At 69.1% G+C, this 24,827-nt stretch carries 18 protein-coding genes and 1 pseudogene; 5 read left to right on the top strand and 14 right to left on the bottom strand.

Annotated features, from left to right (window positions below; translation table 11 throughout):
* Positions 1-102 precede the first annotated feature (102 nt).
* From ABZ348_RS07065 to hrcA, 4 genes are all read right to left on the bottom strand, one after another.
* Positions 103-846 (bottom strand): 16S rRNA (uracil(1498)-N(3))-methyltransferase, encoded by a 744-nt coding sequence (locus ABZ348_RS07065; protein ID WP_358930180.1) that lies wholly within the window; start codon positions 844-846, stop codon positions 103-105.
* A complete protein-coding gene (locus ABZ348_RS07070) occupies positions 843-1,916 on the bottom strand; it encodes a nitronate monooxygenase (RefSeq protein WP_358930182.1) in 1,074 nt (357 codons plus the stop codon). Before ABZ348_RS07070 ends, ABZ348_RS07065 begins: the two co-directional genes overlap by 4 nt.
* Positions 1,917-2,198: 282 nt before the next feature.
* Entirely contained in the window at positions 2,199-3,335 is a 1,137-nt protein-coding gene (gene dnaJ, locus ABZ348_RS07075; protein WP_358879063.1) for a molecular chaperone DnaJ, read from the bottom strand.
* Positions 3,336-4,361 carry a heat-inducible transcriptional repressor HrcA gene (gene hrcA / locus ABZ348_RS07080; RefSeq protein WP_358930184.1) on the bottom strand — a complete coding sequence of 342 codons (1,026 nt, stop codon included), beginning with the start codon at positions 4,359-4,361 and terminating at the stop codon, positions 3,336-3,338.
* A gap of 176 nt (positions 4,362-4,537) precedes the next feature.
* Between hrcA and ABZ348_RS07085 the strand changes: the two genes are divergently transcribed.
* Positions 4,538-5,263, top strand: a complete 726-nt coding sequence (locus ABZ348_RS07085; protein ID WP_358930186.1) for an MBL fold metallo-hydrolase — start codon at positions 4,538-4,540, stop codon at positions 5,261-5,263.
* Positions 5,264-5,273: 10 nt separating this feature from the next.
* Positions 5,274-6,092 carry a DUF3097 domain-containing protein gene (locus ABZ348_RS07090; protein ID WP_358930188.1) on the top strand — a complete coding sequence of 273 codons (819 nt, stop codon included), beginning with the start codon at positions 5,274-5,276 and terminating at the stop codon, positions 6,090-6,092.
* A 70-nt stretch (positions 6,093-6,162) separates the two neighbouring features.
* Here ABZ348_RS07090 and hemW read toward each other — a convergent pair whose 3' ends face one another.
* The 3 genes from hemW to lepA form a co-directional block, all read right to left on the bottom strand.
* Positions 6,163-7,404, bottom strand: a complete 1,242-nt coding sequence (gene hemW, locus ABZ348_RS07095) for a radical SAM family heme chaperone HemW (RefSeq protein WP_358930190.1) — start codon at positions 7,402-7,404, stop codon at positions 6,163-6,165.
* A 113-nt stretch (positions 7,405-7,517) separates the two neighbouring features.
* On the bottom strand, positions 7,518-9,407 hold the full coding sequence (locus ABZ348_RS07100; protein WP_358930192.1) for an AMP-dependent synthetase/ligase: 1,890 nt from the start codon (positions 9,405-9,407) through the stop codon (positions 7,518-7,520).
* Positions 9,408-9,835: 428 nt separating this feature from the next.
* Complete coding sequence (gene lepA / locus ABZ348_RS07105; protein WP_358930194.1) at positions 9,836-11,704, bottom strand: translation elongation factor 4; 1,869 nt, start codon at positions 11,702-11,704, stop codon at positions 9,836-9,838.
* Between the two features lie 238 nt (positions 11,705-11,942).
* Between lepA and rpsT the strand changes: the two genes are divergently transcribed.
* Positions 11,943-12,209, top strand: a complete 267-nt coding sequence (gene rpsT / locus ABZ348_RS07110; RefSeq protein ID WP_358879056.1) for a 30S ribosomal protein S20 — start codon at positions 11,943-11,945, stop codon at positions 12,207-12,209.
* A 321-nt stretch (positions 12,210-12,530) separates the two neighbouring features.
* Here rpsT and holA read toward each other — a convergent pair whose 3' ends face one another.
* Positions 12,531-13,517, bottom strand: coding sequence for a DNA polymerase III subunit delta (gene holA / locus ABZ348_RS07115; RefSeq protein ID WP_358930196.1), 987 nt, complete (start codon positions 13,515-13,517; stop codon positions 12,531-12,533).
* Positions 13,518-13,573: 56 nt separating this feature from the next.
* Here holA and ABZ348_RS07120 point away from each other — a divergent pair, with 56 nt between their 5' ends.
* Positions 13,574-13,819: a hypothetical protein gene (locus ABZ348_RS07120; protein WP_358930198.1), complete on the top strand. Its 246-nt coding sequence runs from the start codon at positions 13,574-13,576 to the stop codon at positions 13,817-13,819.
* A 97-nt stretch (positions 13,820-13,916) separates the two neighbouring features.
* Here ABZ348_RS07120 and ABZ348_RS07125 read toward each other — a convergent pair whose 3' ends face one another.
* Positions 13,917-14,798 carry an arylamine N-acetyltransferase gene (locus tag ABZ348_RS07125; RefSeq protein ID WP_358930200.1) on the bottom strand — a complete coding sequence of 294 codons (882 nt, stop codon included), beginning with the start codon at positions 14,796-14,798 and terminating at the stop codon, positions 13,917-13,919.
* A 65-nt stretch (positions 14,799-14,863) separates the two neighbouring features.
* Here ABZ348_RS07125 and ABZ348_RS07130 point away from each other — a divergent pair, with 65 nt between their 5' ends.
* Complete coding sequence (locus ABZ348_RS07130; RefSeq protein WP_358930202.1) at positions 14,864-15,334, top strand: pyridoxamine 5'-phosphate oxidase family protein; 471 nt, start codon at positions 14,864-14,866, stop codon at positions 15,332-15,334.
* Between the two features lie 237 nt (positions 15,335-15,571).
* Here ABZ348_RS07130 and ABZ348_RS07135 read toward each other — a convergent pair.
* From ABZ348_RS07135 to leuS, 5 genes and pseudogenes are all read right to left on the bottom strand, one after another.
* Positions 15,572-18,142: pseudogene (locus ABZ348_RS07135) on the bottom strand (ComEC/Rec2 family competence protein); the annotation flags it as partial.
* Entirely contained in the window at positions 18,142-19,368 is a 1,227-nt protein-coding gene (locus ABZ348_RS07140; RefSeq protein ID WP_358930203.1) for a helix-hairpin-helix domain-containing protein, read from the bottom strand. The pseudogene ABZ348_RS07135 and the gene ABZ348_RS07140, both read right to left, overlap by 1 nt.
* A gap of 216 nt (positions 19,369-19,584) precedes the next feature.
* A complete protein-coding gene (locus tag ABZ348_RS07145) occupies positions 19,585-20,430 on the bottom strand; it encodes a DegV family protein (protein WP_358930205.1) in 846 nt (281 codons plus the stop codon).
* A gap of 294 nt (positions 20,431-20,724) precedes the next feature.
* On the bottom strand, positions 20,725-21,513 hold the full coding sequence (locus ABZ348_RS07150) for a hypothetical protein (RefSeq protein ID WP_358930207.1): 789 nt from the start codon (positions 21,511-21,513) through the stop codon (positions 20,725-20,727).
* Positions 21,514-21,744: 231 nt separating this feature from the next.
* Positions 21,745-24,609, bottom strand: a complete 2,865-nt coding sequence (gene leuS, locus ABZ348_RS07155; protein WP_358930209.1) for a leucine--tRNA ligase — start codon at positions 24,607-24,609, stop codon at positions 21,745-21,747.
* Positions 24,610-24,827 lie beyond the last annotated feature (218 nt).

Here is a 24,827-nt window from a genome sequence, read left to right on the forward strand (position 1 = left end):
AGAACGGAGAGAACGGGAGACGCGAGAAGAACACCAGAACCGCCGTGAGCACCATGAGCACCGAGTGCACCGAGCGCACAGGGCTCGAATCGATCGCGGGCGTCAGGACCAACGTCCCGTGCGGCCCAGGAGCAGCGCCACCGCCGCCGTACCCGCAGTGGACGTCCGCAGTACGCTGCGACCCAAGCGGTACGGGGACGCACCGGCCTCCGCGAAGGCGGTCAACTCCTGGGGGGAGACTCCGCCCTCGGGGCCGATGACCAGCACGATCGAGCCTTCGTTCGGCAACTCGGCCGTGGCCAGCGGCAGTGCGCCCTCCTCGTGGAGCACCGCGGCGAAGTCGGCATCGGCGAGCAGGGAGGCGACCTGTTTGGTCGTGGCCGCCTCCGCCACGTCCGGAAACCGCAGCCGGCGGGACTGTTTGCCGGCCTCCCTGGCCGTCGCCCGCCACTTGGCCAGCGACTTGGCGCCGCGCTCGCCCTTCCACTGGGTGATGCAACGCGCCGCGGCCCACGGGACGATGGCGTCCACTCCGGTCTCCGTCATCGTCTCCACGGCCAACTCCCCGCGGTCCCCCTTGGGCAGCGCCTGCACCACGGTGATGTGCGTCTGCGGTTCGGGCTCGGCGGGCAGGCTCACCACCTCGACGGTCAGCCGGTCCTTGCCCTCCGTACGGACGACGAGCCCGGCGGCACCCCGGCCCCGGCCGTCGGTGAGCACGATGTCCTCACCGGGCTGAAGCCGTCGCACGGACACCGCGTGACGGCCTTCCGGACCGTCGAGGACGAGCTGGGCACCGGGTGCGAGATCCGCCAGGGAGTCCGTCAGGAACACGGGCGCGGTCAACGGGACTCCTCGGGATCGTGGGCGATGCGGGCCGATTCCAGCTCGGCGACGAGCACTTCGACGAGCTGTCCGGCGGGCATCTCGCGCGCCAGCCGGTGCCCCTGTCCGGCCCAAAGCGCCATGCCCTGGGCGTCCCCCGCCTTGGCCGCCGCCTTGCGGAGATCGGTGGTCAGGTAGTGCACCTGCGGATAGGCGGCGGGGGCGTACGGTCCGTGCTCCCGCATGAAGCGGTTGACGAGACCGCGTGCGACGCGGCCGGTGAACGCTCGGGTCAGGTCCGTCCGGGCGAAGAGGGGGTTGGTCATCGCCTGCTTGTGCAGGGGGTGTGCACCGGACTCGGGACAGACGAGAAACGCCGTCCCCAGTTGTGCCGCGTCCGCTCCGGCCGCCAGAGCCGCGCCGATCTGACTGCCGCGCATCAACCCGCCGGTGGCGATCACGGGGAGTTCGACACACTCACGGATCAGGGCGATGAGCGTGAGCAGGCCGATCCCGCCGTGTGAGGCGGCGGGGTCATCGCGGTAGGTGCCCTGGTGGCCGCCGGCCTCGATCCCTTGTACACAGAGGACATCGGCTCCGGCGCGTTCGGCGATCCGCGCCTCCTCCGGCGTGGTGACGGTGACGACGGTGGCGGTTCCGGCCTTGGCGAACGACTCCAGTACCTCGGCGCTCGGACACCCGAAGGTGAAGGACACCACGGGTACGGGATCGTCGCGGAGGATGGCCAGCTTGGCTTCGTAACCGTCGTCCCGACTCGAATCGGGGTCGCCGAGCGGGGTCTCGTACCAACTCACCTCACCGGCGAGTTGCTGCCGGTAGACCTCGATGGCCGCCGAATCCACCGTCTTGGGCTGCGGCATGAAGAGATTGACGCCGAAGGGGCGCGAGGTGAGCCCACGGATCTGTTTGACCTCTTGGTACATGCCGTCCGCAGTCTTGTACCCGGCAGCCAGGAATCCGAGGCCGCCGGCCTCGGACACGGCAGCGGCCAACTGCGGGCGCGACGCACCGCCCGCCATGGGGGCCTGCACGATCGGATACCGGCAGAGATCGGTCAGTACGGAGGACATGTGTGCATCGTGTCATGCCACTGACGGCCGGCCGAATCGAGCCCGACAGCCCCCCGGGAGGCCGGTTGACGTGCTACGGACCATCCCTCGCACGCAGGTCGAACGGCAGCTGGGAGGGGAAGATCGTCTGGTCGGGGAGGTGGTCGGAGCGTCCTCGGGAAGTGCGTTTCAGGACGCCCGGACCGCCCGCGGAGAACAGGTGCCGCGCAGCCGGGGCCTCGCCGTGGAGCGCGTGCCCCGCGGCGGCCTGCCGAAGCTCGGCCGCCGCCGCGAGGCCATCGGCTACCGCCCGTTGAACGCGTCCTTCAGCCGGGAGAAGAGTCCTTGCTGTCCAGGTTGAAACTGACCGAGCGGGCGCTCCTCACCCCTCAGCTTCGCCAACTCCCGCAGCAGCCTCTCCTGCTCCGCGTCGAGCTTGGTCGGCGTCATCACCTCGACGTGCACGATCAGATCGCCCCGGCCGCCACCCCTCAAGTGGGTGACGCCCCGGCCGTGCAGCGGAATGGACTGCCCCGACTGGGTACCCGGCCGGATGTCGATCTCCTCCATCCCGTCGAGCGTTTCCAACGGCACCTTCGTGCCGAGGGAGCCCGCGGTCATCGGGATCGTCACCGTGCAGTGCAGATCGTCGCCCCGCCGCTGGAACACCGCATGGGGCACCTCGTGGATCTCCACGTACAGATCGCCCGCGGGGCCACCGCCCGGGCCGACCTCGCCCTCGCCCGCCAACTGGATGCGGGTGCCGTTGTCGACGCCGGCCGGGATCTTCACGGTCAGCGTGCGGCGCGAGCGGACCCGACCGTCGCCCGCGCACTCCGGGCACGGGGTGGGAACGACGGTGCCGAAGCCCTGGCACTGGGGGCAGGGCCGTGAGGTCATGACCTGACCCAGGAAGGAGCGGGTGACCTGCGAGACCTCACCGCGCCCACGACACATGTCACAGGTCTGGGCGGAGGTCCCGGGGGCCGCGCCCTCACCCGAACACGTCGTACAGACGACGGCCGTGTCGACCTGGATGTCCTTGGTCGTACCGAACGCGGCCTCGTTGAGGTCGATCTCCAGCCGGATCATCGCGTCCTGGCCGCGCCGGGTCCTCGACCTGGGGCCGCGCTGGGACGCCGTACCGAAGAAGGCGTCCATGATGTCCGAGAAGTTTCCGAAGCCACCGGCACCGAAGCCGGCCGCGCCCGCGGCACCCGCCTGGGACAGGGGGTCGCCGCCGAGGTCGTAGACCTGCTTCTTCTGCGGGTCCGACAACACCTCGTAGGCGGCGTTGATCTCCTTGAACCGCTCCTGGGTCTTCGGATCGGGGTTCACGTCCGGATGGAGCTCGCGCGCCAGCCGGCGGAACGCCTTCTTGATCTCGTCCTGCGATGCGTCGCGGCGCACGCCGAGTACGGCGTAGTAGTCCGTGGCCACTTACGACTCCGCCAGGATCTGTCCGACGTAACGTGCCACTGCGCGTACCGCTCCCATCGTTCCGGGGTAGTCCATGCGGGTCGGTCCGACCACGCCGAGTTTGGCGACTGCCTCGTCGCCCGAACCGTAGCCGACGGCGACCACGGAGGTTGAGTTGAGGCCCTCATGAGCGTTCTCATGGCCGATGCGCACCGTCATGCCCATCCCGCCGGACTCCTTGGCCTCTCCCAGGAGCTTGAGGAGCACCACGTGCTCCTCAAGGGCTTCCAGTACCGGCCTGATCGTCAGCGGGAAGTCATGGCCGAAGCGGGTGAGGTTGGCGGTGCCGCCGATCACCAGGCGCTCCTCGGTCTCCTCGACCAGCGTCTCCAACAAGGTGGAGAGCACGGTGGCCACGGCCCCCCGGTCCTCCAGGTCGAAGGAGTCGGGCAGGTCCTGCACCAGTTGCGGCACGTCGGCGAAGCGACGGCCGACGACCCTGCTGTTGAGCCGGGCCCGCAGATCGGCGAGCGGGGTGTCACCGAACGGAGCCGGACAGTCGATCATGCGCTGCTCGACCCGACCCGTGTCCGTGATCAACACGAGCATGAGCCGTGCGGGCGCGAGCGCCAGCAACTCCACGTGGCGCACCGTGGAGCGGGTGAGCGAGGGGTACTGCACCACCGCGACCTGACGGGTCAGCTGCGCCAGCAGCCTGACCGTACGGCCGACGACGTCGTCGAGGTCCACGGCGCCGTCCAGGAAGCTCTGGATGGCGCGGCGCTCGGCCGACGACAGCGGCTTCACCCCGGCGAGCTTGTCGACGAAGAGGCGGTACCCCTTGTCGGTGGGGATGCGCCCGGCACTGGTGTGCGGCTGGGCGATAAATCCCTCGTCTTCCAGGACCGCCATGTCATTGCGGACGGTGGCCGGTGAAACACCGAGCCGGTGGCGCTCGGTGAGCGCCTTGGAGCCGACGGGCTCCTCGGTACCGACATAGTCCTGGACGATGGCGCGCAGCACTTCGAGTCTGCGTTCACTGAGCATCGCGCACACCTCCAGCTGTGGTCCCACGGTGGTTCTTCGGTCACTGTCTGGCACTCACCAGGTCCGAGTGCCAAGAATCCCCCGTGCCAGTGTACGGCCGTGGGGTACGCCCGTAGCAAGGGCGACCGACCACGCTACCGCGCGCCTTCGCTGGTCGCTGCCAGTAGCGTCCCGGTATGAACGTCTGTTGGGAAGACTTCGGCTGGGAGCGATTGGCCGACGGGGTGGGGCGACGGCGGTTGCCGGGTTGGGACGCGACCTGCGGGCTGGTCGTCGGGAGCGAGGGCGTGCTGCTGTACGACACCGGTTCTTCGCTGCGGGAGGGCGCCGAGGTGAGGGCGCAGGTGCAGGCGCTGTTGGGCGGTCGCGAGGTGACGCACGTCGCACTGAGCCATCCGCACTTCGACCACGTGCTGGGGACGGCGGCCTTCCCGGCCGCCGAGGTGTACGGCACGGAGGGCCTCGGCGCCCTCCTGCGCCGGGAGGCGGACGTGCTGCGGGCCGATGCCGTACGGCACGGTGTGGAGCCGCTGGAGGCGGCTGCCGCGGTGGAGGCGCTGGTGGTCCCCGGACGCGCCGTGGCCGGGGAGCAGACGCTCGATCTGGGCGATGGCCGCCGGGCGGTGCTCGTCGACGCGGGCCCCGGCCACACCGGCCATGACCTGGCCGTGCTGGTGCCGGGCACTCCGCTCGTCCTGTTCTGTGGGGATCTGGTGGAGGAGTCGGGGGAGCCGCAGGCGGGCCCGGACGCGGTCGGGGCGCGCTGGCCGTCCGCGTTGGACCGGCTGTTGGCACTGGGCGGTGAGCAGGCCCGGTACGTGCCGGGGCACGGCGCGGTCGTCGACGCCGCGTTCGTCCGTGCCCAGCGGGATGCGCTGGCGGAGCGGTTCGGGGTGTCGTAGCGTCGTCCGAATGCGCAGCTACAGCCCTGATCTGACGCCCCCTTGGAAGAAGTCGGCCCCCGCGAGGGAGGTCGCGGCCGACCCCTCGGACCCCGATCTGGTGGTGGAGGAGGCAGGAACCGGGTTCTGCGGTCTGGTGGTGGGCTGCGAGGCCGGGACGGTGACGCTGGAGGACCGATTCGGCAAGCGCCGGGTCTTCCCGCTGGCGCCGCGGGGTTTCCTGTTGGACGGCGAGGTGGTGACGCTGGTCCGCCCCGGCGTGGGCAAACCGACGAGACCCGCGGTGACCGCTTCCGGTTCGGTGGCGGTGCCCGGTGCGAGGGCTCGGGTGGCCCGGGCCGGCCGGATCTATGTGGAGGGCCGTCACGACGCGGAGCTCGTGGAACGTGTCTGGGGCGACGATCTGCGGATCGAGGGGGTGGTGGTGGAGTACCTGGAGGGCGTCGACGACCTCCCGGCCGTGGTGGCCGAGTTCGCTCCCGGGCCGGACGCCCGGCTCGGAGTGCTGGTGGACCATCTGGTGCCCGGGTCCAAGGAGTCCCGGATCGCCGCTTCGGTGACGCACACGCACGTGCTGATCGCAGGCCACCCCTACATCGACGTGTGGGAGGCGGTGAAGCCGGCGGTCCTCGGCCTGGAGGCGTGGCCGGTGGTGCCACGGGGACAGGACTGGAAGACGGGCGTCTGCCGGGCACTGGGCTGGCCCGAGAACACGGGTGCCGCGTGGCAGCACATCCTGTCGAAGGTGCACTCGTACCGGGACCTGCAACCGGAGTTGCTGGGGAGGGTGGAGGAGCTGATCGACTTTGTGACCGCACCCCCGGAGTGACGTTCCGGTTCCTGTTGACCCGGGCGGCTCTACGGACGGCCCGGGTCCGCTTCAGGCAGTTTTAGGCGGTTTAGTCGACCAAGTCTCGTACGACACCGTCCGCGAGCAGACGGCCCCGCAGGGTCAGAACCGCTCGGCCCTCCCCGTACGGCGCCTCGTCCAGCAGTCCTTGCGCAAGGGCACCACGAGCGGCTTCCAGCCCCGCAGGGCGCAGCAGTGACAGGGGCACGCCCTCCCGGAGCCTCAGCTCCAGCAGGATCCGTTCCACCCGCCGGTCCTCGGCCGACAGCAGCTCACGGCCGGCTCCCGGGGAGCGGCCCTGGGCGAGCGCGGCGGCATAGGCGCCGGGATGCTTCACGTTCCACCAGCGGACCCCGCCCACATGGCTGTGGGCGCCGGGACCGGCACCCCACCAGTCGGCGCCCCGCCAGTAGAGCTCGTTGTGCATGCATCGGCCCGCATCGGTCGTGGCCCAGTTGGACACCTCGTACCAGGAGTAGCCCGCCTCCGAGAGCACCGAATCCGCGATCAGATAGCGGTCGGCGTGGACGTCGTCGTCCGTCATGGGCACCTCGCCGCGCCGGATGCGCCGTGCCAGCTGGGTCCCCTCCTCCACGATGAGCGCGTACGCGGAGACATGGTCCGGCCCCGCCCCGACGGCCGCGGCGAGGGAGGCCCGCCAGTCGTCGTCGCTCTCCCCCGGGGTGCCGTAGATCAGATCGAGGTTCACGTGCTCGAACCCCGCCTCCCTCGCCTCCGCCACACACGCCTCGGGCCGGCCGGGGGTGTGGGTGCGGTCGAGGACCTTCAGGACGTGCTGGCGGGCGCTCTGCATACCGAAGGAGATCCGGTTGAAGCCTCCGGCCCGCAGCTCCGCGAGGTACTCCGGTCCCACCGACTCCGGATTCGCCTCCGTGGTGATCTCGGCACCCTCCGCGAAGCCGAATTCCTCCCGTACGGCGTTCAGCATGGCCACCAGGTCGGCCGCCGCGAGCAGCGTCGGCGTACCGCCCCCCACGAACAGCGTGCGGACCGGTCGGGGGTCGTCACCGAGGACCTTGCGGGCGAGACGGACCTCTTCCGTGAGCGTGGCGGCGTAGTTGTCGCGGGAGGCCAGCACCCCGCCCGAGCCGCGCAGCTCGGTCGCCGTGTAGGTGTTGAAATCGCAGTAGCCGCAGCGCGTGGCGCAGTACGGCACGTGGAGGTAGAAGGCGAGCGGCCGGTCGGCGGCCCCTTCAAGGGCGGACGCCGGAAGCGCCCCGTCCTCGGGCATGGGTTCGCCGTCAGGCAGTACGGAAGGCATGCCCCCCATTGTCCGTCACCCGCGGGAGTGGAATCCGTCAGCGCCGGCGACCGTGGCCTTACGGGACGGGATGCGGGCGGGGCCGGTGCGGGGGCGGGGGTGTCCCCCGCACCGGTGGCGGGCTACGCCTCGCGCGAGCCCGAGTACATCTCGTCGATCAGGTGTTGGAACTCACGCTCCACGGCCGGCCGCTTCAGCTTGAGGCTGGGAGTGAGGTCGCCGTGCTCGACATCGAGGTCCCGGGGCAGCAGTCGGAACTTCTTCACCATCTGCCACCGCTGGAGACCCTCGTTCAGCCGGTTCACATACCCCTGGATCAGCTCCACGGTCGCCGGAGCGACGAGAACCTCCCCATAGGGCTTTCCGGCCAGCTCGTGGTCCTCGGCCCAGCTGAGCAGCGTCGGCTCGTCGAGGGCGATCAGCGCGGTGCAGAAGTTGCGGTCGGCGCCGATGACCACGATGTTCGAGACGAACGGGCAGATGGCCTTGAACTGGATCTCCACTTCGGTCGGCGCGATGTACTTGCCGTTCGACGTCTTGATCAGGTCCTTCTTGCGGTCGGTGATCCGCAGATAGCCGTCGGCCGAGAGCTCGCCGATGTCCCCGGTGTGGAGCCAGCCGTCGGGCTCCAGGACCTCCTGGGTCTTCTCCGGCAGCCCGTGGTAGCCCTCCATGATCCCGGGGCCGCGCAACAGGATCTCACCGTCGTCGGCGATGCGGACCTCGGTGCCGGGCAGCGGCTTGCCCACGGTTCCGGTGCGGTACGCCTCACCGGGGTTGACCAGGGAGGCCGCACTGGACTCGGTGAGTCCGTAACCCTCCAGGATGTGGATGCCGGCCCCGGCGAAGAAGAAGCCGATCTCGGGCGAGAGCGCGGCGGACCCGGAGATGGCGGCTCGCAGCCTGCCGCCGAACGCCTCGCGGAGCTTGGCGTAGACGAGGGCGTCGGCCACCTTGTGCTTTGCACTGAGGGTGAAGGGCGCGGATGCCGTCCCCGTACGTCGGAAGTTGTCCTGGGACGCCTTCGCGTACTCCCGCGCCACCCCGGCGGCCCATTGGAAGATCTTGTACTTCGCCGGGCCGCCCGCCCGGGCCTTGGTGGCGACTCCGTTGTAGACCTTCTCGAAGATGCGCGGGACGGCGGCCATGTAGGTCGGCTGCACCACGGGCAGATTCTCGATGATCTTGTCGATCCGGCCGTCGACGGCGGTGACGTGACCGACCTCGATCTGCGCCGCCATCAACACCTTGCCGAAGACGTGGGCCAGCGGGAGCCAGAGGTACTGCACGTCGTCCTTGCCCACCAGGCCGGTCGCGGCGATCGCCTTCGCCATGTACGACCAGTTGTCGTGCGGCAACCGAACGCCCTTGGGGCGGCCGGTGGTCCCCGAGGTATAGATGAGGGTCGCCAGTTGACCGGCTTCGATCGCGCCGATTCGCTCCTTGACCGCTTCGGGGTGCTCCTGGAGATAGCGGGCTCCGCGCTCTTCCAACTCGGCGAGCGAGAGGACCCAATCGTCGGGGTCCGACCCGTCCTCCTCGACACCGGTGGGGTCGATCATGACCACATGGTGGAGCTCGGACAGCTCCGCGCGCCGCTCGCGGACCTTGGCCAACTGTGTCGCGTCCTCGGCGACCAACACCCTGCTACCGGAATCAGCGAGGATGTACGCCGATTCCTCGGCGTTGGTCGAGGGGTAGACCGTGGTCGTCGCTCCGCCGGTGCACATGACGCCGAGGTCCGCGAGGATCCACTCGATGCGGGTGGCGGACAGCAGGGCCACCCGGTCCTCGGCACTCACCCCGATGGCGATCAGACCGGCCGCGATGCGATAGACGCGTTCGGCGGTCTCGCCCCAACTGAGCGACTTCCATTCCTCGGGTCCCCGTCCCGAGGAATCGGGCACCGGATACCGGAACGCCTCGGCGTCCGGCGTGGCCAGCACCCGCTCGGCGAAGAGGTTCGCCACCGAGGGCGGTCGGTTCTCGATCAGGGTCTGTGTGTCGCTCACGACATCCTCCGGGCCTGCGGCAGCACTGCACGACTGGCTGGTGTTTAACTGGCGAGTAACCATCGAGCCGTGATCAGAGTAGAACGCGCTGTGCCGAGGCGTAAGACTCTGTGGGCTGCCGCTTCATAACGAACCCGGTGCCAACGTGCGGTCCCGGGAACAACGAACCGCGCCCGTCACACTGGCCCCCGACGACTGTTCGCCGCACACGACCGCTGTTGGCAACGTGAGAACACCGCGGCGCTTCCCGCATACGGGTGAGCACGCACCGCAGCCCGGGTCGACCTGGTCGACCCGGGCTGCGGTGACACCGGGCTGCGGGACGCGGCTCAGGCGAGACGCATCGGCAGAGTCCATCCACCGGTGCGCTCGGTCCACCGTGTCCACCGTCCAACGGGGGCCACGGTGGGCGAGCGGCGCAGAAGGACCTACTTCTTGCTCTTGCCCCCGCTGTCGTCGCTGGAGAGGACGGCGATGAAGGCTTCTTGCGGAACCTCCACGCTGCCGACCATCTTCATGCGCTTCTTGCCTTCCTTCTGCTTCTCCAGCAGCTTCCGCTTCCGGGAGATGTCACCGCCGTAGCACTTGGCGAGGACGTCCTTGCGGATCGCCCGGATCGTCTCGCGGGCGATGACGCGGGAGCCGATCGCGGCCTGGATCGGCACCTCGAACGCCTGCCGGGGGATCAGTTCGCGCAGCTTGGCGACGAGCCGGACACCGTACGCGTACGCCGCGTCCTTGTGCGTGATCGCGGAGAAGGCGTCGACCTTGTCGCCGTGCAGCAGGATGTCCACCTTGACCAGGCTGGACGCCTGCTCGCCCGTGGGCTCGTAGTCCAGCGAGGCATAACCGCGGGTCTTCGACTTCAGCTGGTCGAAGAAGTCGAAGACGATCTCGGCGAGCGGCAGGGTGTAGCGGATCTCGACGCGGTCCTCGGAGAGGTAGTCCATCCCGAGCAGGGTGCCCCGCCTCGTCTGACAGAGCTCCATGATCGCGCCGATGAACTCGCTCGGGGCCAGGATCGTGGCCCGCACCACGGGCTCGTAGACCTCGTCGATCTTGCCCTCGGGGAACTCGCTCGGGTTGGTGACCGTGTGCTCGACGCCGTCCTCCATCAGGACGCGGTAGACCACGTTCGGTGCGGTGGCGATCAGGTCGAGCCCGAACTCGCGCTCCAGCCGCTCGCGGATCACATCGAGGTGCAGGAGCCCGAGGAAGCCCACGCGGAACCCGAAGCCGAGGGCCGCGGAGGTCTCGGGCTCGTACACCAGGGCGGCATCGTTGAGCTGGAGCTTGTCGAGGGCGTCCCGCAGCTCCGGGTAGTCCGAGCCGTCCAGCGGATACAAGCCGGAGAAGACCATCGGCTTGGGGTCCTTGTAGCCGCCGAGCGCCTCGGTTGCCCCCTTGTGCTGCTGGGTGATGGTGTCGCCGACCTTGGACTGGCGGACGTCCTTCACACCGGTGATGAGGTACCCCACCTCGCCGACGCTCAGGCCGTCGGCCGGGAGCATCTCGGGCGAGTTGGTGCCGATCTCCAGCAGTTCGTGAGTGGCTCCGGTCGACATCATCCGGATCCGCTCACGCTTGCCGAGCTTGCCGTCGATCACTCGCACATAGGTGACGACACCGCGGTACGAGTCGTACACGGAGTCGAAGATCATGGCGCGAGCGGGCGCGTCGGCCACGCCCACGGGGGCCGGGACCTCGCGGACCACGCGGTCAAGCAGCGCCTCAACGCCGACACCCGTCTTCGCCGAGACCTTGAGCACGTCCTCCGGGTCGCACCCGACGAGGTTCGCCAGCTCCTCGGAGAACTTCTCGGGCTGGGCGGCCGGAAGGTCGATCTTGTTGAGGACCGGGACGATCGTGAGCTCGTTCTCCATGGCCAGATAGAGATTGGCGAGCGTCTGCGCCTCGATGCCCTGAGCCGCGTCCACCAGGAGGACGGTGCCCTCGCAGGCCGCGAGGGATCGTGACACCTCATAGGTGAAGTCCACGTGCCCCGGGGTGTCGATCATGTTCAGGATGTGCGTCCTGCCCTGATCGGGCCCCTCGGTGGGTGCCCAGGGCAGTCGAACCGCCTGGGACTTGATCGTGATGCCGCGTTCCCGCTCGATGTCCATGCGGTCGAGGTACTGGGCACGCATCTGCCGCTGCTCGACCACACCGGTCAGCTGAAGCATCCGGTCGGCAAGCGTGGACTTGCCGTGGTCGATGTGCGCGATGATGCAGAAATTGCGGATCAGCGCCGGGTCGGTACGGCTCGGCTCGGGCACGTTGGGAGGAGTCGCGGGCACGCAGGGTCCTGATTCTTGAGACGCTGGGCGTCTCGTCTCGGGCGATGGCGGATCGATACGTAGCCCCCATGGTCCCACGCGCGGCGGGCTGCGCCCGGTTTGGGCCGCCCACAGAGCGACTGGTAACGTGGACAGCTGTGTCTCGTGCCCGCCTCGGGCTGCTTCGTACAGGGCTTTCGTTTCGGAACTCCGCACGGGACGCTCATCAAAGATCAATCGAACCTGAGAAGGCTCTTTCGTGGCGAACATCAAGTCCCAGATCAAGCGGAACAAGACGAACGAGAAGGCGCGCCTGCGCAACAAGGCCGTCAAGTCGTCGCTCAAGACCGCTGTCCGCAAGGCCCGTGAGGCTGCTGCCGCAGGCGACGTCGAGAAGGCCACCGTGGCCGCTCGCGAGGCCGCCCGCAAGCTCGACAAGGCAGTCTCGAAGGGCGTCATCCACAAGAACGCCGCCGCCAACAAGAAGTCGGCGCTGGCCACCAAGGTTGCCGCTCTTCAGGGCTGAGTGCTCTTGATCCAACCGTCGGAAAGGTGAGCGGGCCCTCTCATCCGCCCCTGACCGACACCCCAGGGCTTGCACTTGGACCTGCGTTCGCCACGCGGGTGCGAGCCCGACCGCAAGACCTCGTCGAAGGCCCCGGTGCTTCTTCGTCCTTCCCCAGGACGCAGAGCCCGGGGCTTTTGCTTGCCCTCTCCCGATCCCCTCATCCTCTGTTCCCGTTGAGTGACGGCGTCGCGAAGGCACCCCTGGGGAAAGCGCGCAGCGAAACGTGTCCCGAGCTCGGTGGAGGTCGGCCCCGGGTCCGGAGACCGGAACGGGAAGGGGCTAGCGGCGGGGACGCGCGACCCGGGCGATGGTCACGACGGCCTTCTCCAATGCGTACTCAGGATCGTCGCCGCCGCCCTTCACACCGGCGTCCGCCTCGGCCACCGCACGCAGGGCAACGGCCACCGCGTCAGGTGTCCAGCCCCGCATCTGCTGCTTGACCCGATCGATCTTCCACGGCGGCATGCCCAGCTCACGAGCGAGATCCGCCGGTCGGCCACCCCGCGCGGACAGCACCTTTCCGATGCCTCGCACCCCTTGCGCCAGAGCGCTCGTGATCAACACGGGGGCCACCCCCGTCGACAGAGACCAGCGCAACGCCTCCAGGGCCTCGGCGGCCCGGCCCTCCACCGCACGGTCGGCGACGTTGAAACTCGACGCCTCTGCCCGGCCGGTGTAGTAACGACCGACGATCTCCTCGTCGATGGTCCCCTCGACGTCAGCCGCGAGCTGGGAGACGGCACTGGCCAACTCCCGCAGATCGCTCCCGATCGAATCGACGAGCGCCTGACACGCCTCCTGCGTGGCCGATCTCCCGATGGCCCGGAACTCGGCCCGCACAAAGGTGAGCCGCTCGGCGGGCTTCGTGGTCTTGGGGCACGCCACCTCGCGGGCCCCTGCCTTGCGCGCCGCGTCGAGCAACCCCTTCCCCTTCACCCCACCGGGATGGAGCAGGACCAAGGTGATCTCATCGGCAGGAGCGGTGAGATACGCCTTGACGTCCTTGACGGTGTCGGCAGCGAGGTCCTGTGCGTTCCGCACGATGACAACCTTGCGCTCGGCGAAGAGTGACGGGCTCGTCAACTCCGCCAGGGTGCCCGGTTGCAGCTGATCAGCGGTGAGATCGCGAACGTCCGTATCGGCGTCGGCGGCCCGCGCAGCCGCGACCACGTGCTGGACCGCGCGGTCGAGGAGCAGATCCTCCTGCCCCACCGCGAGGGTGACGGGGGCGAGCGGATCGTCGTTGGGATTCTTCCTGGTGGCCATCGCGTCCAGCATCCCATGCGCCACTGACACTGCTCGGCGTGGAGGACAATGGCCGGGTGAGCGAGGAACGACACGTACTGGTGCTCCCCGACCGCGACACGGCCGAGGACGTGGCGCAAGAGCTGACGGAGCGCTTCGGGGTGCACGAGGAACCGCAGCTGATACGCGACGCCCTGGCCGGCGAAGACGACGCAGAAGACGCCCAATGGCTGGTCGTGGTCGAGGACCCGAAGGGCCGTCTCGACCCGCGGGCACTCGACGACTTCGCCGCCGAGTACGAAGGCTGGTTGGAAGCTCCCTAGCCCCGGCCCCAGTGAGCGGGAACTCCCTGACCCCGACCAGTACGGACGGTAGCTTCCTGACCCCACCCTATGCAGACGGGTGCTTCCCAGCCCCGACCTATGCGGACGGGCGCTGCTCCGGAGACCCCTGGACCGGCAGGCCGCCGTCAGCCTGCTCCACGGCTTCACGCGGGTCGACCGGCACCCGGTCGAGGTGCAGGCCGAAGTGCTCCCGGTAGGCAGCCAGGATCTCCGTGTCGTCTCCGAGCAGTTCTTCGCGCCGGTCGCCGTGCTCGGTCGTGACCAACTTGCGGCCGCTGAGGGTGATCCGGCCGTCGACCGTGAGCCGGGTGCAGACGGGCGACCGGGTGAAGTGTGAGGCAGGCGAGGTGCTGTGCCACCAGGCGCCGGCACGGAAGTCCGCCAGTGCCCTGGGGCGCGTCTCCAAGCGGTACTGGGGCCTGCCGTCCCGGAGCACGTCGAGATCCCCCTGTCCCGGCGCCCCTCCCACGGCTTCCACAACCCTGAACGAACCTGCGGGATCCAACTGGTCCTCGCGGTCGTCGAGGGCCAAGGGGTGGTGCGCGTGCTCACCGAACCCGACGTCGACCACCCATCGCCCGCTCCCATCAGCCGGCTCCACCAGGAGCGCCATGTGGTCGTAGGGGATGCCCCACCGGCCATCCGCGTTGTGCACTCGACCTGCGAGGAGGCTGACGGTGAACCCAAGGTCACGCAGCAGTGCGGCGAACGCTCCGTTGACCTCGTAGCAGAACCCGCCCCGACGACCTCGGACGATCTTGGTGAGGAGGGCGCCTTCCTCCAGCACGATCCCCTCGCCCAGATGCACCGACAGGTTCTCGAAGGGCACGGTGCGCAAGTGCCGCAACTGAAGCTCGCGTAGGGCCGCGATGTCGAGCGTGGCAGGTCGATCGGCGCCGATCCGGCCGAGGTAGTCGTCCATGGTGCCCATGGTGCCCGAGATGATCTCCACGTCCATGCGTCGCTGGTCCTAGGGCCGTTGGCCGAGGCGCGCCAGCGTGGAAGCGGACTAGCGTGCCGGACATGGTGACAGAGACCCCGAGCTACGATCCGCCCCGCTCGGCAGAGCAGCGCAAGCACGACGTCCTCACCCGGCTGAGCCAGGACCAGGACGTCTGGGTGGCGACCTCCTCCCTCGACGGCGGACCCTGTCTGGTGCCGCTGTCCTTCGTCTGGGACGAGGACACCGTGTTGATGTCCACCCGACGAACCAATCCGACCGCGACCAATCTGACCCCACGGGGGCCTGTCGTCCTCACATTGGGCACCACGCGGGACGTCGTTCTCATCAAGGGGAGCGCCGAAGTGGTCGAGCACTCGGCCTTGGCGACCCGATCTGGCGATGCGTTTGCCACGAAGATGAACGGCTGGGACCCGCGCGGCCAGCCACAGTGGATCTACCTCCGGGTCACCCCAAAGGCCGTACAGGCATGGCGGGAGGTCAATGAGCTCGCCGATCGCGATCTGATGCGCGAGGGCGCCTGGCTGGTCTGAGACGCGGCGCAACCGCATGCGCAGGGAGCACGAATACGACGCTGTCCACAAACAGCGCACAGTCCTCGTTCTGGGCTCGGGGCGGGGGCCGGGGCAGGGGCCTCGGCGACCGGAGCGGCAGCTGCGTTGCCCTGTGGGACGGGGTGACGAACGGCCCGTGGCGAGCGCGTGGTTGGCGCCCGGCTGGGGCCGCGGTGATGCGAAGGAACCTTCGGACCGTGTACTCCCGCCGACGTGGGCACGCAGACCTCGCCGGGCTCCGGTAACCGCGATGGGTCCGTCCCGGTCCGTGCGCAGGACCCGGGCGCCAGCGGCCTGCAAGGCGCTCACCGTACGGGGCGAGGGATGACCGTAGGTGTTCCCTCGGCCCACGGAGATCAGGGCGAGCCTGGGACGGGCGGCAGTGAACAGTTCGGGGTGTTGATGGGCTGAGCCGTGGTGGGCGACCTTCAGTACGTCCACCCGCGCGAGCCGTGGGTGTTCGATCAGCAGACCGCGTTGGGCGGGCGGTTCGAGGTCTCCGAGCATCAGCAGGGTCGGGCCCTCGGCGATGTCGACCAGCAAGGTGACACTGGCGTCGTTGGGCCCGTCCGGAGGGCCGGATCCGCCGTGCCCATGGGGTGTCCCAGCGTGTGGCAGTCCCGTTGTGGATGTGTGAGGCCGCGGCCAGAGCACCTGCCAGGACAGTCGTCCGTCCTTCCTCCGTTCTCCCATGCGGGCGTGGATCAACGGCACACGGGCTCTGGCGGCGACCCTGCGGACGAATGCGCTCTGCTCCCAGGGCTCCTGAAGGGTGGTGGTCTGCACTGCGCCCACGGTTCTTCCCTTCAACACTCCGGGCAGACCTCGCACATGGTCCGCGTGAAAGTGCGTGAGGAGGACGAGGGAGATCTGTCGGACACCCAGATCTCTCAGGCACGCGTCGACCGCTGTGGGATCGGGCCCGGCGTCCACGACCACCGCTCTGCCGTCATCTGCGGCGAGCACCGTGGCATCTCCCTGACCGACGTCACACATGGCGAACGTCCAACCAGGGGGTGGCCAACCGGTGAGCACCCGGGTGAGGGGTGCCGGACGCACCACGGCACACAGGAGCACCAGGGCGCAGACGGCTGCCACCCACGGGTGGGACGGCAATCTGCGGAGGAGGAGAACGAACATCGCGGTGAGCACCGCCAGCAAGAGCCCTCCTCGCCAACCGTCCTGCCAGTCCAACTGGGCTCCCGGTAGTGAGGCGCCTGCCCGGGCGACGGAGGCGATCCAGCCGCTAGGCCAGCCCGCGATCTGAGCCAGCGCCTCGGCAAGCGGCATGAAGAACGGGGCAGTGGCGAGGGCGGCGAAGCCGAGCACGGTCGCGGGGGCGATCGCCAGTTCGGCGAAGAGGTTGCACGGCACGGCGACCAGACTGACCCGGGCGGCGAAGATCGCGACCACGGGGGCACAGACTGTCTGCGCCGCTGCCGCCGCGGCCAGCGCCTCGGCAAGCCTCGGTGGCACGCCGCGGCGCTGGAGCGCAGAGCTCCAGCCCGGCGCGATGGTGAGGAGGGATCCGGTTGCCAGGACCGACAGCAGGAATCCATAGCTCCGGGACAGGCCCGGGTCGTAGAGGACGAGCACCACGACCGCGGCGGCGAGGGCTGGGATCAAGGATCGTCGGCGCCCGGTTCCGATCGCGAGCAGGATGATCGCTCCGCAGGCGGCGGCTCTCAGAACGCTTGGCTCCGGCCTGCACACGATGACGAAGGCCAGCGTCAAGGCACCTCCGAACAGCGCCGTTCCCCTCAGGGTGATGCCGAGTCGGGGTGCGAGTCCGCCCCTCTCGGCGAGCAGGGCGCGACCGGGTGGGCCGATCAGAAGAATGAGGACGATGCTGAGGTTGCTTCCGGACACCGCTAGAAGGTGTGTCAGGTCGGTCGCTTCGAACGCCCTTTGCAGATCGGGAGTGATCCTCGTGGTGTCACCGACGACGAATCCCGGCAGCAGGGCGCGGGCATCCGTACTCAGGTCCTTCGAGGCTTCGCGCAGCCCGGCTCTGAGGTCACCCGCCTGCTGTTGGAGGGAGGAAGGACCCCGGATGATGTCCGGCCGGTCTCCTCGCGCCTTCAGCACGGCGGCGAAGCGGTGGTCTCCGTCCAGGGGCGGTGCGAGTTGGCCTCGGACGCGCAGCCGGGTCGACGGGAGAAGTCGTTGCCAGCGCGCCAGGGCAGCCCGCGGCAGGCCCGGTCGCACGATCACCAGCACGGGGTTCCTGGTGACGGTCGTCTCTCCACCGGATGACGTGACCTCGGTGACCTCTGCGTCAAAGACCACAGCGCGCTGCGTCCAGGAATCACTCGGGGCACGGGGTCGGGTGAACCTGGGGTCGGTGGAAACCGTCAGTTCCAAAGTGGCCCGGGCGTGGGCAGCTGCCATGCCCGGCAGGGGGCCACGCCGCTGATCTGCGCTGTGGAGCCCGCCGGCCGCAGCACCCGCGGCTGCCGCCAACAACACCGCGGCGAGCGCGGTGGCGTTCAACCGCCGACGCCGGCCCTCGCGGTCCCACCCACCCTCCGCGGTGGGGATGCTCGTGCGGGCGACTGACAAAGGACTGCTGCCGTGGTGCACCGTCCGGGCCAGGAGCAGGATCGCCAGAGAGACGCAGAGCACGATCCCGAGGATCGTCAACCACCCCGACAGACCCACGGCAAGGGCCGCCGCACCCCAGACGGCGAGGGCGGGGAAGACCAAGCGCAGATCGACGGGCCCTTCTCTCCTGGAGGGGGAGTCACCCGAGGGGCGTACAGATCCACGGCCTGTTTCCTGGCTCATCACGGTCGCACCCGGGGCTTGAGATCGGCGAACCGTCGCTCCCCGATGCCGTCCACGTCTCGGAGTTGATCGACGGAGCGGAATCCACCGTGTTGGGTCCGGTAGTCGATGATGTGCTGAACCAGTACCGGTCCGACGCCGGGAAGAGTGTCCAACTCCTCCGCTGTGGCCGTGTTCAAACTCATTGTGCCGGCTGTTCGATCATGGCCCGTCGTCGAGTCGCTCCGCCCGGGACCGTCAGGTACACCTGCGCCGTCCGCCGCGGCGCTGCCGGCCCCACCGGGGCCCGGGGTGGTGGCCGCTGGCACGCCGACTGCCACTTGTTCGCCATCGACGAGCACGCGAGCCCGATTGAGGCCCGAGGTGTCCACACCCGTCCGTACCCCGCCGGCAGCCACCAGGGCATCGGCGACGCGGGAGCCCGCCGGCAACTTCAGCACACCGGGACGCCGTACCTTGCCGGCGACGTCGACGACGATCCGCCCGGCGGTCGACGGTTCCGGTCGAGGCATCGGCGCCGGTCCGGGTGTGGGCGTTCGCTCCGCGACCACCGGCTCCGACAGCACTTCCGGAGCGCGCACGGTCTCCGGCCGTCCGGCCCAGAAGTGCTGTACCGCGAAGACCGCCGCCACGAGAAACACGATCGCCAGCGCCATCAACGTCTTCGGTTCGAGCCCGCACCGGAGCTGCATCCAGAGCGGCAGCCGCTCCCGGGTGGCGAGAGCGAGCCGGTGCCAAGCACGGTGACCGCTTCCCTCGTCCGCCACTGCTTCGCCGGCAGGACGGGCTGGATCCGCGGCGGCCGAGGGCACCGTGTCCGTCATCCCTTGGGGCCCGCCCGCTGCTCCCCCTGATGAAGTCGCTCCCGTGGGGTCCCTGTCCCTTGGGCCTTCGGCCGCCCTCGTGGTGCCGTCGCCGCTGTCCGAAGGCGTGCCGAACACGGCGAACGCCCCGCGCCTGGCCACCGCGTGGGAAGAGGCCGGCGTCCTCGGACGGGAAGGTCGGGAGACACGGTGGAGCCGCCCTCGACCCGGGCCCGTCCGGGAGCCGGGACCGCCGGGTGCAGGTCCGCGGCCATGGCCTCCTGGTCGGGTGCCGAAGTCAACAGCAGGGCGCGAACGCGAAACCGGGGCGGTCGAACCCGCGCCGCGCCGGCTACGGGCACGACCATCGGACGCCGGGGCACGGCCCGGCCCACTGGTTGCAGAACGTGATCGGAGATCCATGCAAGGACGGTAAGCAGCCCTGCTCCATCTCGCTGAACGGCCTCAATTACGGTGGATGACTGCGGTGTTGTGGATAACCAGATCACCCACAGGAGTTCTGTTGCACCTCTCCCTGCACCAAGAACCCAGGGACCCGCCCAGCCACATGGAACAAGAACGGGTCGCGCACAGCCCGCCCCGAGCCCTGACAGTGACGTATCGATCGATCCGGCCCTGTCAACGCGGTGAGATCACGGCTCCCAGGAGTCCCGGACCCGTATGCGCCCCGATCACCGCGCCCACCTCGCTGACATGGAGGTCGACCAAGCCCGGCACCCGCTCGCGCAACCGGCTCGCCAAGGCCGCGGCCCGTTCGGGAGCGGCCAGATGATGGACTGCGACATCCACGGTGCCGCTGCCGGCCTCGGCCACGGCGATCTCTTCCAGACGGGCGATCGCCTTCGATGCCGTGCGTACCTTCTCCAGCATCTCGATCCGCCCGTCGACCAGTTGGAGCAACGGCTTCACCGCGAGTGCCGAGCCGAACAGGGCCTGCGCCGCCCCGATGCGCCCGCCGCGCCGCAAGTACTCCAAGGTGTCGACGTAGAAGAAGGCCGATGTGTTCGCAGCACGCTTCTCGGCCGCGGCGACCACTTCGTCGAGTGTGCCGCCGCTTCCGGCGGCTTCGGCGGCAGCCAAAGCACAGAACCCCAGCGCCATCGCGACCATGCCGGTGTCCACCACCCGCACCGGCACGGGTGCGTCCTTCGCGGCCAGCACCGCAGCGTCGTACGTACCCGAGAACTCGGACGACAGATGGAGCGAGACGATTCCGGTGGCCCCCGCCTCGGCCCGGTCGCGATAGGTCTCGGCGAAGACCTGTGGGCTGGGACGTGACGTGGTGACGGCACGCCGCTTCTGAAGGGCCAGAGCGAGTGAGCGGGCCGAGATCTCGGTGCCCTCTTCCAACGCCTCATCGCCGAGAACCACGGTCAGGGGAACGGCCACCATGCCGTGGCGCTCCATCGCCGGCTGCGGCAAGTAGGCCGTTGAATCGGTGACGATAGCGACATGGCGGGACATGAGCGGGAGGTTACCGTTCAGCGCTCGCAAACGGGAGTCCGGCCCCTCACTGGCCCGCCCGGTCCCGCCCGGCCCGGCCGTTCCAGCCCTCACCGTGCGACCAGGAAGACCCCTGCGCCGCCCCGTCGCACCCCACGAGGTGGGACGGTGGAGTGGTGGGGCCGACCGCGGACCGTTCCATCGATGCGACTCATGGTCTCTCGGATGCCCTGAACCGCCCGCGGCACGCAACGGATAGCAACCCCGGCCGGCAGCACAGGGGCCCCGGGATCCCGGAGCCTCTCCCTCGCCGTCTCAGTTGGTGGTCTCGGGGCGGGCGGACTTCTCCCACGGGTAGCTCGCCTGCCGGGGGTCGCGTGCCGTGATGGCCTGCGGCTGCTGAGCCGCCGGGCCGGCACCGGACTGACCCGAGTGCTCACCCGCCGTGCTCTCGGACTCCACGTCCGACCAGGACTGATTCGCCACGGTACGGCCGTCCGCCGTCGGCCACGACGATTCAGCCGCCCCTGAGGTGGATCCCGAAGCCGCCGGGGTCTCCGCGTCCGACCAGTGCCGCAGGGCTCCGGCCTCCATGTCGATCTCGCTGCTCAAGGTGTCCAGATCATCCTCGGCGAAGCGACGTGCCCGATCCCGGGCCGCCCAGCGGAGCGACTCGGCCGAGTGGGTGATCCGCTCCATGCGCTCACGCAGCTCGGGCATCTTGGCGGACACGGTCGCCCGGTCGGGCTCGCGCTCCAGGCGCTTCAGCTCGTCGTCCAACTCCCGCCCGTGCACGCTGAGCCGCTCGAACAAGCTGATGGATTCGGAGAGCGAAGCATCCTCGGCCACGCCTGCGTTCAGGGCGTCCTGCGTCGCCCGCATGGAGGTCCGCAGTTTCAACCGCAGCTGCGCCAGCTCGCCCGCGACCCCGATCTGGCCGTAGCTCTTGGCGCGCAGGGTGGTGTCCTCGACCGTACGGCGCGCCTGGGTGACCGTACGCTCCACGCCCTTCTTGGCGACGCGCACCGCCTTGACCGTCGCATAGACCCCGAGCGCCACAAAAGCGACAAAGAGCAGCGCCAGTATCAGAATCGCGCTTTCCATGGGCGCCCCTTCGGCTTCGGTTGTCCTGCATCCACCGTAGTCGTGCTCCTCCCACCGTAAACGCCGCAGGCAGGCCGAGGGTTCCTCGGAACCCCCAACCTGCCCTTAGTGGATACCCTGAGTGCCCCCCGGGTCGTCCTCCGCAGCCGTCGCCTCGGGACGCACCGTGCCCGGGAAAGACCTGAGACGGCCGTCGCGATCAAGCGCGGACGACCGTCTCAGGGAAGTCGACTACTCGGGGACGATGTTGACGAGCTTCGGGGCCCGCACGATGACCTTGCGGATTCCCGCACCGCCGAGGGCGTCGACGACAGCCGCGTCACCCAGTGCCAACGCCTCCAACTCCGTGTCCGAGATCGCCGGAGACACCTCCAGCCGCGCCTTGACCTTGCCCTTGATCTGAACCACGCAGGTCACGGCCTCGTCCACCACATAGGTGGGGTCGGCGACCGGGAAGTCCTGGTGCACCACGGATGCGCGGTGTCCCAGCTTCCGCCACAGCTCCTCGGCGATGTGCGGGGCGAGCGGGGCGATCAGCAGGACCAGCCGCTCGGCCACGCTCCTCGGCAGCGGGCCACCCGTCTTGGTCAGGTGGTTGTTCAGCTCGGTGATCTTGGCGATGGCCGTGTTGAACCGCAGTGCCGCCAGATCGGCACCCGCGCCGTCGATCGCCTTGTGCAGGGCGCGCAGCATGGCCTCGTCCGGTTCGCGGTCCTCAACGGTGACCTCGCCGGTGGACTCGTCCACGACGTTGCGCCACAGCCGCTGCAGCAGCCGGTACTGACCCACCACGGCACGGGTGTCCCAGGGGCGGGACACATCCAGGGGCCCCATCGCCATCTCGTACAGGCGCAGCGTGTCGGCACCGTACTCGGCGGCGATCTCATCGGGAGTGACCGCGTTCTTCAGGGACTTGCCCATCTTGCCCAGCTCGCGCTTGACGGGCTCGCCCTCATGGAAGAACTTGCCGTCCCGCTCCTCGATCTCTGCGGCGGGCACCGGGAACCCGCGGCTGTCACGGTAGACGTACGCCTGGATCATGCCCTGGTTGAACAGCTTGTGGAACGGCTCCGGGGAGGAGACGTGCCCCAGGTCGAACAGGACCTTGGACCAGAACCGTGCGTACAGCAGGTGCAACACGGCGTGCTCGGCGCCGCCCACGTACAGGTCGACACCGCCGTGCGGCATCCCCTCGCGCGGTCCCATCCAGTAGCGCTCGATGTCGGGAGCGACCAGCTGCTCGCTGTTGTGCGGGTCCAGATAACGCAGCTCGTACCAGCAGGAACCGGCCCAGTTGGGCATGGTGTTGGTCTCGCGGCGGTACCTGCGGGGACCGTCACCGAGGTCCAGGGTGACGTTGACCCATTCCTCGTTCCGCGACAGCGGGGTCTCCGGCTCGGTGTCCGCGTCGTCGGGGTCGAACGTACGCGGCGAGTAGTCGTCGACCTCGGGCAGTTCCAGCGGCAGCATGGAGTCGGGCAGCGAGTGGGCCACGCCGTCCTCGTCGTAGACGATGGGGAACGGCTCGCCCCAGTAGCGCTGGCGGCTGAACAGCCAGTCGCGCAGCCGGAAGTTGACGGTCCCCTCGCCGATGCCCCGCTCGGTCAGCCAGGCGGTGATCTGCGCCTTGGCCTCGACGACCTCCAGGCCGTCCAACGAGATCTCGTCGTTCGACGAGTTGATCGCCGGCCCCTGGCCGGTGAACGCCTCGCCCTCCCATCCGGCGGGCGGCTGGACGGTACGGATGATCGGCAGGCCGAACGCCTCGGCGAACTCCCAGTCCCGCTCGTCCTGCCCGGGCACGGCCATGATCGCGCCGGTGCCGTATCCCATCAGCACGTAGTCGGCGACGAAGACGGGAATCCGGGTGCCCGTGACCGGATTGACGGCGTACGCACCGGTGAAGACGCCGGTCTTGTCCTTGTGCTCGGTCTGCCGCTCGACGTCGCTCTTCGTCTGTGCCTGCTTGCGGTACGCGGACACCGCATCGGCGGGTGTGGCCGCGCCGCCGGTCCACTCCCCCTTGACGCCTTGGGGCCACTCGGTCGGCAGGATCGTGTCGATCAGCGCGTGCTCGGGTGCCAGCACCATGTAGGTGGCACCGAACAGGGTGTCGGGGCGGGTGGTGAAGACCGTGATCCGGGCGTCGTCGCGGCCCTCGATCGAGAAGTCGACACGGGCACCCTCGGACCGGCCGATCCAGTTGCGCTGCTGCAACTTGATGGCCTCGGGCCAGTCCAGTGCGTCCAGATCGCTCAGCAGACGGTCGGCGTAGGCGGTGATGCGCATGTTCCACTGGCGCAGCTTGGCCTTGAAGACGGGGAAGTTCCCGCGCTCGGACCGGCCGTCGGCGGTGACCTCTTCGTTGGCCAGCACGGTGCCCAGGCCGGGACACCAGTTGACCGGGGCGTCCGAGGCGTACGCCAGACGGTATCCGCCCAGGACCTCGGAACGCTCGACCGCGCTCAACTCGCCCCAGGCACGCGCGGTGTCGGGGACCGGCCGCTCACCGGACTCGAACTGCGCCACCAACTCCGCGATCGGACGGGCCTGCTGGATCTCGTGGTCGTACCAGGAGTTGAAGATCTGCAGGAAGATCCACTGGGTCCACCGGTAGTACTCCGGATCGATCGTCGCGATCGACCTGCGCTGGTCGTGGCCGAGCCCCAACCTGCGCAGCTGGCGCTTCATGTTGTCCATGGCGGCTTCGGTCGACACCCGCGGGTGCGTCCCGGTGGCGACCGCGTGCTGCTCGGCCGGCAGGCCGAAGGCGTCGAAGCCCAGGGTGTGCAGCACGTTGTGGCCGGTCATCCGCTGATGACGGGCGAAGACGTCGGTGGCGATGTACCCCAGCGGGTGTCCGACGTGCAGACCGGCACCGGACGGATAGGGGAACATGTCCATGATGAACTTCTTGGGCTTGGCGACCAGCGCGGGATCTCCCGCCAGGTCACCGCTCGGGTTCGGTGCCGCGTACGTGCCCTCGGCGTCCCAGAAGTCCTGCCAGCGTGCCTCGATATCGGCAGCCATCGCCGCCGTATAGCGGTGCGGCGCAGCCACCTCGGCAGCAGAAGCAGCAGAATTCGTCTCGCTCATGATCCTTAAAGCTCCATCGATCGTCTCTGCCCAGCGGTCGGAATGGGCATAGCCCGCAAACAAAAGGACCCCTCGCACAGGAGGGGAAGCCGCGCCGATTCCGACCGGACCTTTTCATCCGTCGGGACTGATCAGCGCGGCTCGCTAAGCAGAAGGCGTACGGCACGCATAGCGTCAGAGTACCGCAGCGGCCGATCCGGACGCGCGCTGGCATGCCC

Origin of the sequence: Streptomyces sp. NPDC005963, from assembly GCF_040638655.1 — a bacterium.
GTDB lineage: Bacteria > Actinomycetota > Actinomycetes > Streptomycetales > Streptomycetaceae > Streptomyces.

Bases quoted from the DNA above. Each gene is read 5' to 3' on its own strand.
- ABZ348_RS07070 (WP_358930182.1), bottom strand. From the start codon at position 1,916: ATGTCCTCCGTACTGACCGATCTCTGCCGGTATCCGATCGTGCAGGCC.
- hrcA (WP_358930184.1), bottom strand. From the start codon at position 4,361: ATGCTCAGTGAACGCAGACTCGAAGTGCTGCGCGCCATCGTCCAGGAC.
- ABZ348_RS07085 (WP_358930186.1), top strand. From the start codon at position 4,538: ATGAACGTCTGTTGGGAAGACTTCGGCTGGGAGCGATTGGCCGACGGG.
- ABZ348_RS07090 (WP_358930188.1), top strand. From the start codon at position 5,274: ATGCGCAGCTACAGCCCTGATCTGACGCCCCCTTGGAAGAAGTCGGCC.
- hemW (WP_358930190.1), bottom strand. From the start codon at position 7,404: ATGGGGGGCATGCCTTCCGTACTGCCTGACGGCGAACCCATGCCCGAG.
- holA (WP_358930196.1), bottom strand. From the start codon at position 13,517: ATGGCCACCAGGAAGAATCCCAACGACGATCCGCTCGCCCCCGTCACC.
- ABZ348_RS07125 (WP_358930200.1), bottom strand. From the start codon at position 14,798: ATGGACGTGGAGATCATCTCGGGCACCATGGGCACCATGGACGACTAC.
- ABZ348_RS07130 (WP_358930202.1), top strand. From the start codon at position 14,864: ATGGTGACAGAGACCCCGAGCTACGATCCGCCCCGCTCGGCAGAGCAG.
- ABZ348_RS07140 (WP_358930203.1), bottom strand. From the start codon at position 19,368: ATGGATCTCCGATCACGTTCTGCAACCAGTGGGCCGGGCCGTGCCCCG.
- ABZ348_RS07145 (WP_358930205.1), bottom strand. From the start codon at position 20,430: ATGTCCCGCCATGTCGCTATCGTCACCGATTCAACGGCCTACTTGCCG.
- ABZ348_RS07150 (WP_358930207.1), bottom strand. From the start codon at position 21,513: ATGGAAAGCGCGATTCTGATACTGGCGCTGCTCTTTGTCGCTTTTGTG.
- leuS (WP_358930209.1), bottom strand. From the start codon at position 24,609: ATGAGCGAGACGAATTCTGCTGCTTCTGCTGCCGAGGTGGCTGCGCCG.